This is a genomic window from Mesorhizobium sp. M7A.F.Ca.CA.001.08.2.1 (genome assembly GCF_003998455.1).
GTDB lineage: Bacteria > Pseudomonadota > Alphaproteobacteria > Rhizobiales > Rhizobiaceae > Mesorhizobium > Mesorhizobium ciceri.
The window spans coordinates 1-6,071 of sequence record NZ_RZPW01000366.1; the positions used below are offsets into that span (position 1 = coordinate 1).

Sequence of the window (6,071 nt, forward strand, 5' to 3'; positions counted from 1 at the left end):
GGGTAAGAAGGCTTTGGAATGTTCGGAATTTTTTCGCGAAAGAAAAGGCTGCAGCAGTCGACAACGATTTCGGCGTACCAGCCGGAGCAACCGACGGCCAGTCCGCGCGTGACTTCAATTGTTGTCCCGTTTTCAGCAGTCGAGCGCGCCGCTAAGGAAAACTACGTTGCTGACCTCGTGACTGCAGTCATGGATTTCGTGACCGCAATGTTTGATCAGGGCCTCTACAAAGATCACGAAATACCGCCGTCAGCGAGGCAGTTTTTTCACGCTTACCTATACGGGATGGAAGTGGCTAATGGCGGCCATAGCCAATTTATTCACAATTACCGTGATCACCTCGATAAAGTCACCTCGGATGTGCATTTGGCTTTGGCTGGAATGCGAGCAGAAAACCATTTAGCTATTTTGAAACAGATGGTTGCTTGGGTCCGGGAACATCCCAAGGAAGCGGAGGAACAGACTGGATTCGAAGGTGGCCGCGCTGATTTCCTTGATGGACTCGACGATCTTTTTTACAAGGAGGAAGACAGCGTCCCGATGCTTGCCCGCGCAGTGGGTTGGATAGCCTCCTGGCCTGAACTGGAGATTGTCGACGATGCCGAATGCCAGGAGGCCACTCTTGACATTGTGATGGCCAACCCCAGGCGCGAACCTCGATTGCGCCATCGTTCGGTGTTCCATCTGAAAGCAGTGATGACGAGCCGACTTGAAGTGGGCATCGGGCTCGCCTGTGCAGCTTTGCCGCAGCCCGAGGTTAAGCTCGGGCTCGGCAAAGGACGGAGGTTGGGCATAGATGGCGAGAAGCAGATGACATTTCCGGTCGTAACCAACGCCGGCAGGGTGCGTTTGTGCGTAGTCACGCCAACGCATGCGGCTGCATACCAGTACCTGGCTGCTGATGGTACAGAACTGCAACTCGACCTCGGACCGGTCGATAGCGTTGATGAGTTACTTGGCGAAGGTGCTCCACGTGTCGGTCTGAAGCTGTCGCATGTCGGCGCTGATTCAATAGCGACAGTCATCGAACTGGCTGATGAATACGGGGCACCAGCAGCCCTCGACCTTCTTTTGCGCAGGGCTGGAATTGATACGGCAGGAGCAGTTGCTTTGCCATCGATGCTGATTCCGAGCGAGGGAGGATCGGTCGTCAGTTGGACAGTTGCTGCTGACGGTAGACTGCTGTTTTTGGTGTCCTCTCCCAACGGGAGCGCGCTCTTGAGGTCGGGCGCCGAAGATCCGCTGGCGGATGCCCATAGGCTTGAGATCGAAGAACATTTTGTGCGCGCCGAAGCCGATGGTGCCAACTGATCTGGGCTGATTGTCTCGAAATTCTGACGCCAGTGGCACAGGCATGCGAGCCGGTCGCGACCTCACGAACGCGGAGCGTTCGGCTATCCTGAGGCGACAGGCCCTTGCCCGTTCGCCCGCGCCGCCGATTGTTGCGTTGCGGCGAGGGGGGCTTTCGGCTATTGAGGCCCCACCTGAAACGGAGCCCGTTTACACCCGATGAGCCTTGTCGATACGGTCAAGAACGCGTTCGTACCGATCCATCGCGAAGGCTATCCCTTTATCGCGGCCTTTGGCGCGGCAACGCTTTTCCTTGGCTATTTCTCCTCGATCCTGTTCTGGATCGGCCTGATCCTGACCGCCTGGTGCGTCTATTTCTTCCGCGACCCCGAGCGCGTCACCCCGATTGACGACCGCCTGGTGGTCAGCCCCGCCGACGGCATCATCTCGGCGGTCGGACCCGCCGTGCCGCCGCGCGAACTCGGCCTCGGCAATGTCGAGATGACCCGCATCTCGGTGTTCATGAATGTCTTTTCCTGTCACGTGAACCGCGCCCCGGTGCGCGGCCGTATTGCGAAAATCGAACATCGGCCGGGCAAATTCCTCAATGCGGAACTGGATAAGGCCAGCACCGAGAACGAGCGCAACGGCCTGGTCATCGAGAGCCCCAATGGCACGGTCGCTGCCGTCCAGATCGCCGGCCTGGTGGCGCGGCGGATCGTCTGTTGGGCCGAGGCGGGCGGCTCGATCGGCACCGGCGAGCGTTTCGGCCTGATCCGCTTCGGCTCGCGCGTCGATGTCTTCCTGCCCTTGACCGCCACGCCGCGCGTTGCCGTCGGCCAGACAGCGGTCGGCGGTGAAACCGTGCTGGCCGAATTCGGCGGTGTCGCCGGCACACCCCTCGTGCGGATTTCCTGAGCCGTGGGCACGCAGTATAAGAAGTTCGAGGCCCATGCCAGCGGCGGTCCGCGCATCCGCGAAATCCCGATGCGCATGGTGCTGCCCAATCTGGTCACCGTGCTCGCCATCTGCGCCGGCCTGTCCGGCATCCGCTTCGGCTTCGAAGGTCGCTTCGAGCCGGCGGTGGTGATGGTGCTGCTTGCCGCCTTCCTCGACGGCATCGACGGCCGCTTGGCGCGGATGCTGAAGGCGACCTCGAAATTCGGCGCGCAGATGGATTCGCTGGCCGACATCGTCAATTTCGGCGTGGCGCCGGCTCTGGTGCTCTATGCCTTCCTGCTCGACCGCGCCGGCTCGCCGGGCTGGATCGCGGCACTGCTGTTCGCCATCGCCTGCGGGCTGCGCCTCGCCCGTTTCAACGTGCTCGATGACGAGAAGGCCGATCGCCCGATATGGCAGTCCGAATATTTCGTCGGCGTGCCGGCGCCGGCGGGCGCGGTGCTGGTGATGCTGCCGCTCTATCTCTATTTCCTGCGCACAGGGCTGGAGCCCAGTCGTCCAGCGGCCTTCGTCGCCACCGGCTTTACCATACTGGTCGCCTTCCTGCTGGTCAGCCGGCTGCCGGTCTATTCCGGCAAGAGTCTGAAAATCCCGGGCGACAGGGTGTTGCCGATCATCCTGGGTGTCGTGCTCTACGTACTGCTGCTGATGACCTACCCCTGGTACACGCTGACCGCTTCGGTTGCCGGCTACCTGATCTTCCTGCCGTTCAGTGTGCGCGCCTATTCGAAACGCGCCAAGCTGGAGGGCGAGAAGGTACCGCCTTCGGATATAGGTTAGAAGGTCGGCGGAAGTGCTTGATCCGACTCAGGCCGCGACGCCGAGCCCCAGCCTGTCGATCGCCAGCTTTCGGGTCGAGACATAGTCGGTCTTGCCCGAACCCAGCACCGGGATTTCCTCGACCTTGACGATGTCGTTGGGCACCATCAGTTCGGCGGCGCCGGCTTGTTTGCCGAATCTGCGCAACTCGTCGGGATTGGCGTCGTCGGCGGTGGTGACCAGCACGATGCGCTCGCCGCGCCTCTTGTCCGGCACCGCTACCGCCGCATGGCGTTCTTCCGGCCACAGCGACTGCACCAGCATCTCGACAGCACCCAGCGACACCATCTCGCCGGCGATCTTGGCGAAGCGCTTGGCGCGGCCGCGAATGGTGATGAAGCCTTCGCGGTCGACAGCGACGATGTCGCCGGTGTCGTGCCAGCCCGTCAGCGGCTGCAATTCACCGGGGCGGTCCGCGGTCATGTAGCCCATCATCAGGTTCGGTCCGTCGAGCCACAATTGGCCGGCATCGCTGATGCCTTCGATCGGCTCAAGCTTCATGCGCATGGCCGGCAGCAGCCGGCCGACCGTGCCGTCGCGGCCATGGATTGCCGTGTTGACGGCAACCACCGGTGCCGCCTCTGTCAGTCCGAACCCTTCGATGATCTCGGCCTGGAAGCGTTCGCGATAGACGCGGCGGGTTTCCGGCTTCACCGCCTCGGCGCCGGCAACGACGAAGCGCAGGCTGGAAAAATCGCCGTCCTTGGCGGTGCGCGCATAGTTGGCGAGGAAAGTGTCGGTGCCGAACATAATGGTCGGTTTCACCTTGCGCGCAACCTCGGGGATGATCTTGTAGTGCAGCGGCGAGGGGTAGAGGAACAGTTTTACCCCGGTGACCAGCGGCAGGATGGTGCCGCCCGTCAGGCCGAACGAATGGAACACCGGCAGCACGTTGAGCAGGATGTCGGCGGGCGAGATGGTGATGCGCGCCTCAGCCTGCATGGCGTTGGCGTAAAGGTTCTTGTGCGACAGCACGACTGCCTTCGGCGTGCCTTCCGAGCCCGAGGTGAACAGGATCACCGCCGGCTTGGCCGCGTCCTGTCGCTGCAGCGGCCAGCGCCACAGCAAGGCGGCGGCAAGCTTGTCCAGCGCGGTGACGCTCTCCCGCACATCCTCGAGCCAGAGAAGCCTGGCGCCGCCCTTTTCGACCGCCGCGACGATATCGGCAAGGTCGGCCTTCTCGACGAACGCGCGGGACGAAATCACGGTCCTTATCACCGCCGTGCGTACGGCCGCGGTGACGCTCGCCGGCCCGGCCGTATAGTTGATCATCGCCGCCACCCGGCCGGCCGACAGAAGGCCGGTGAGCGACAGCACGACGCCGTTGGCATTGGGCAGCATCACGCCGACCGCCTCGCCCGGAGCCGTCACCGCCTCGAAGCGCCTGCCCAGGACGCGGGCGCCGATGAACATCTTGCGGTAGCTCAGCGCGCCGGAGATGACATCCTCGATGATCGGGTGCGAGGCACCTACGCGGTCTGCGGCATCGCGCATGGCCAGGAACAGGCCGCGATCGAGGTCGGTGCCGAAGAGCCGCGCCTCGGCGACACGGTCGAACAGCGCGTTGGTGTTCGAGGCCTGCTCGGGGTTGCGCGCCACCAGTTCGGCGATGGTCATCCGCTCCAGCACGCTGATCGACAGCTGCGGCAACCAGTGTCGTGGCGCCTTGTCCGCGGGCGTCAGCGACACCGGCAGGCTGCGTGCGCCGCCGACGAAGATCGGCACGATTTTGGCATCGGCCTGCATGGCGATGCGGGTGACGGCACGAAACAACCGAAACGTCTTGACGTCAGGCTCGACCGCATCCGGCAGATAGACGGCGAGCCGGCCCTTGCCCTTCAGCACCCGCACCAACCGGCGGCTGACGAAGACATGTTCGGCGTTGAAGGCGATGGTGCGGCCAAGCTCGCGCCAGGGTTCGAGCCAGGGCGAGCGCGCCGAGACCTCATCGAGAATATGCAGCGTGTCTTCCGGCAGCAGCGACAGCATCAGCGCCGGCTCGAAGCGCGATTGATGCGAGATGACGTAGATGACTGGAGCCTGCGCCTTGCGGGCGATCCTGATGCGGCTGTCTTCGATCCGGTAGGCAAGCTTGAACGGAACATAGAGCAGCGCCTGGGTGAAGCGCAGGCCGAGGCGGAATTTTTCCGCCACGCCGATCAGCAGCCAAGCCAGAACAAGACCCGCAAGCAGCGCCAGTGTCAGGATCATGCCGCGTCTCTCCCAACGTTTTTAGCATCTCGGCTCTTTGCGGCCGTGTCGGCCAGAACCTAGACGATGTGGGAACAAGGTCAATGCGCAGCTTTTGCTTCCCCGGTGCGGGAAGCTGCTTCTCATGCCGCCTGCAGCCGTCCACTGATGAAACGAAATTCCTGGGTCTTGCCGCCATAGCCGTAAGCGGCTGCCGGCACTTCATGCACGAAGGCGTAGCTCTCCTCGTGCACGCCGCCCAGCAGACGGCCGAAGGCAGCGAAGATCGCCTTCAGATAGGCCTCCAGTTCAAGTTTGGTGTTGGTGCCGTCGACCACCTTGATATCAAGCCAGAACGTGTTGGTGCCGTGCTCGGCCAGCGATTTGCCGCCGGCGAACCAGTGCTGCGGATCGACGTAGGACACGGCAACTGCCGTGATCGTCGGGTCCTTGCGCAGCTGCGTCGCGGTGATTTCTGTGGCCTCCTTCGCGATGCGAGCGGAAAGCGCCGCGTCAGGCTTGCCGGCGACGCTGATGTTGATGATGGGCATTTTTCTTCTCCTTGGCTTGCGGGGCGTCCGATCGCCCGTTGAACAACCATGCCATCATCTTTCGATCAAAAAAATCGAATTGTTTTTAACTGAAGCTTCGATAATATCGAAGTATGGAAACACTGGATCCAGATCTGCTCCGAACCTTCCTTGCTTTCGTCGACAGCGGCTCGCTGGCCCAGGCGGCTGCAAGCATCGGCCGTTCGCCCTCGGCGGTGACCGCCCAGATGCAGCGGCTCACCGACGATTTTCTCCAGCCGC

General features: G+C 62.4%; 6 protein-coding genes. 4 read left to right on the forward strand and 2 right to left on the reverse strand.

The features are described 5' to 3' along the window. Nucleotides 1-18 precede the first annotated feature (18 nt). From EN914_RS20765 to EN914_RS20775, 3 genes are all read left to right on the forward strand, one after another. The gene (locus tag EN914_RS20765) at nt 19-1,311 is read left to right on the forward strand and encodes a DUF4375 domain-containing protein (RefSeq protein ID WP_024504335.1); all 1,293 of its coding nucleotides are present in this window, start codon (nt 19-21) and stop codon (nt 1,309-1,311) included. Between the two features lie 198 nt (nt 1,312-1,509). Then, nucleotides 1,510-2,208: a phosphatidylserine decarboxylase gene (locus EN914_RS20770; protein ID WP_024504334.1), complete on the forward strand. Its 699-nt coding sequence runs from the start codon at nt 1,510-1,512 to the stop codon at nt 2,206-2,208. A gap of 3 nt (nt 2,209-2,211) precedes the next feature. Further along, on the forward strand, nt 2,212-3,030 hold the full coding sequence (locus EN914_RS20775; RefSeq protein ID WP_013532542.1) for a phosphatidylcholine/phosphatidylserine synthase: 819 nt from the start codon (nt 2,212-2,214) through the stop codon (nt 3,028-3,030). A gap of 27 nt (nt 3,031-3,057) precedes the next feature. Here EN914_RS20775 and EN914_RS20780 read toward each other — a convergent pair whose 3' ends face one another. After that, complete coding sequence (locus EN914_RS20780; RefSeq protein WP_024504333.1) at nt 3,058-5,280, reverse strand: AMP-binding protein; 2,223 nt, start codon at nt 5,278-5,280, stop codon at nt 3,058-3,060. A gap of 122 nt (nt 5,281-5,402) precedes the next feature. Further along, entirely contained in the window at nt 5,403-5,810 is a 408-nt protein-coding gene (locus tag EN914_RS20785) for a 4-oxalocrotonate tautomerase family protein (protein WP_024504332.1), read from the reverse strand. 113 nt (nt 5,811-5,923) lie between these two features. Here EN914_RS20785 and EN914_RS20790 point away from each other — a divergent pair. Then, on the forward strand, nt 5,924-6,071 hold a 148-nt coding region (locus tag EN914_RS20790), incomplete at its 3' end, for a LysR family transcriptional regulator (protein ID WP_127389232.1).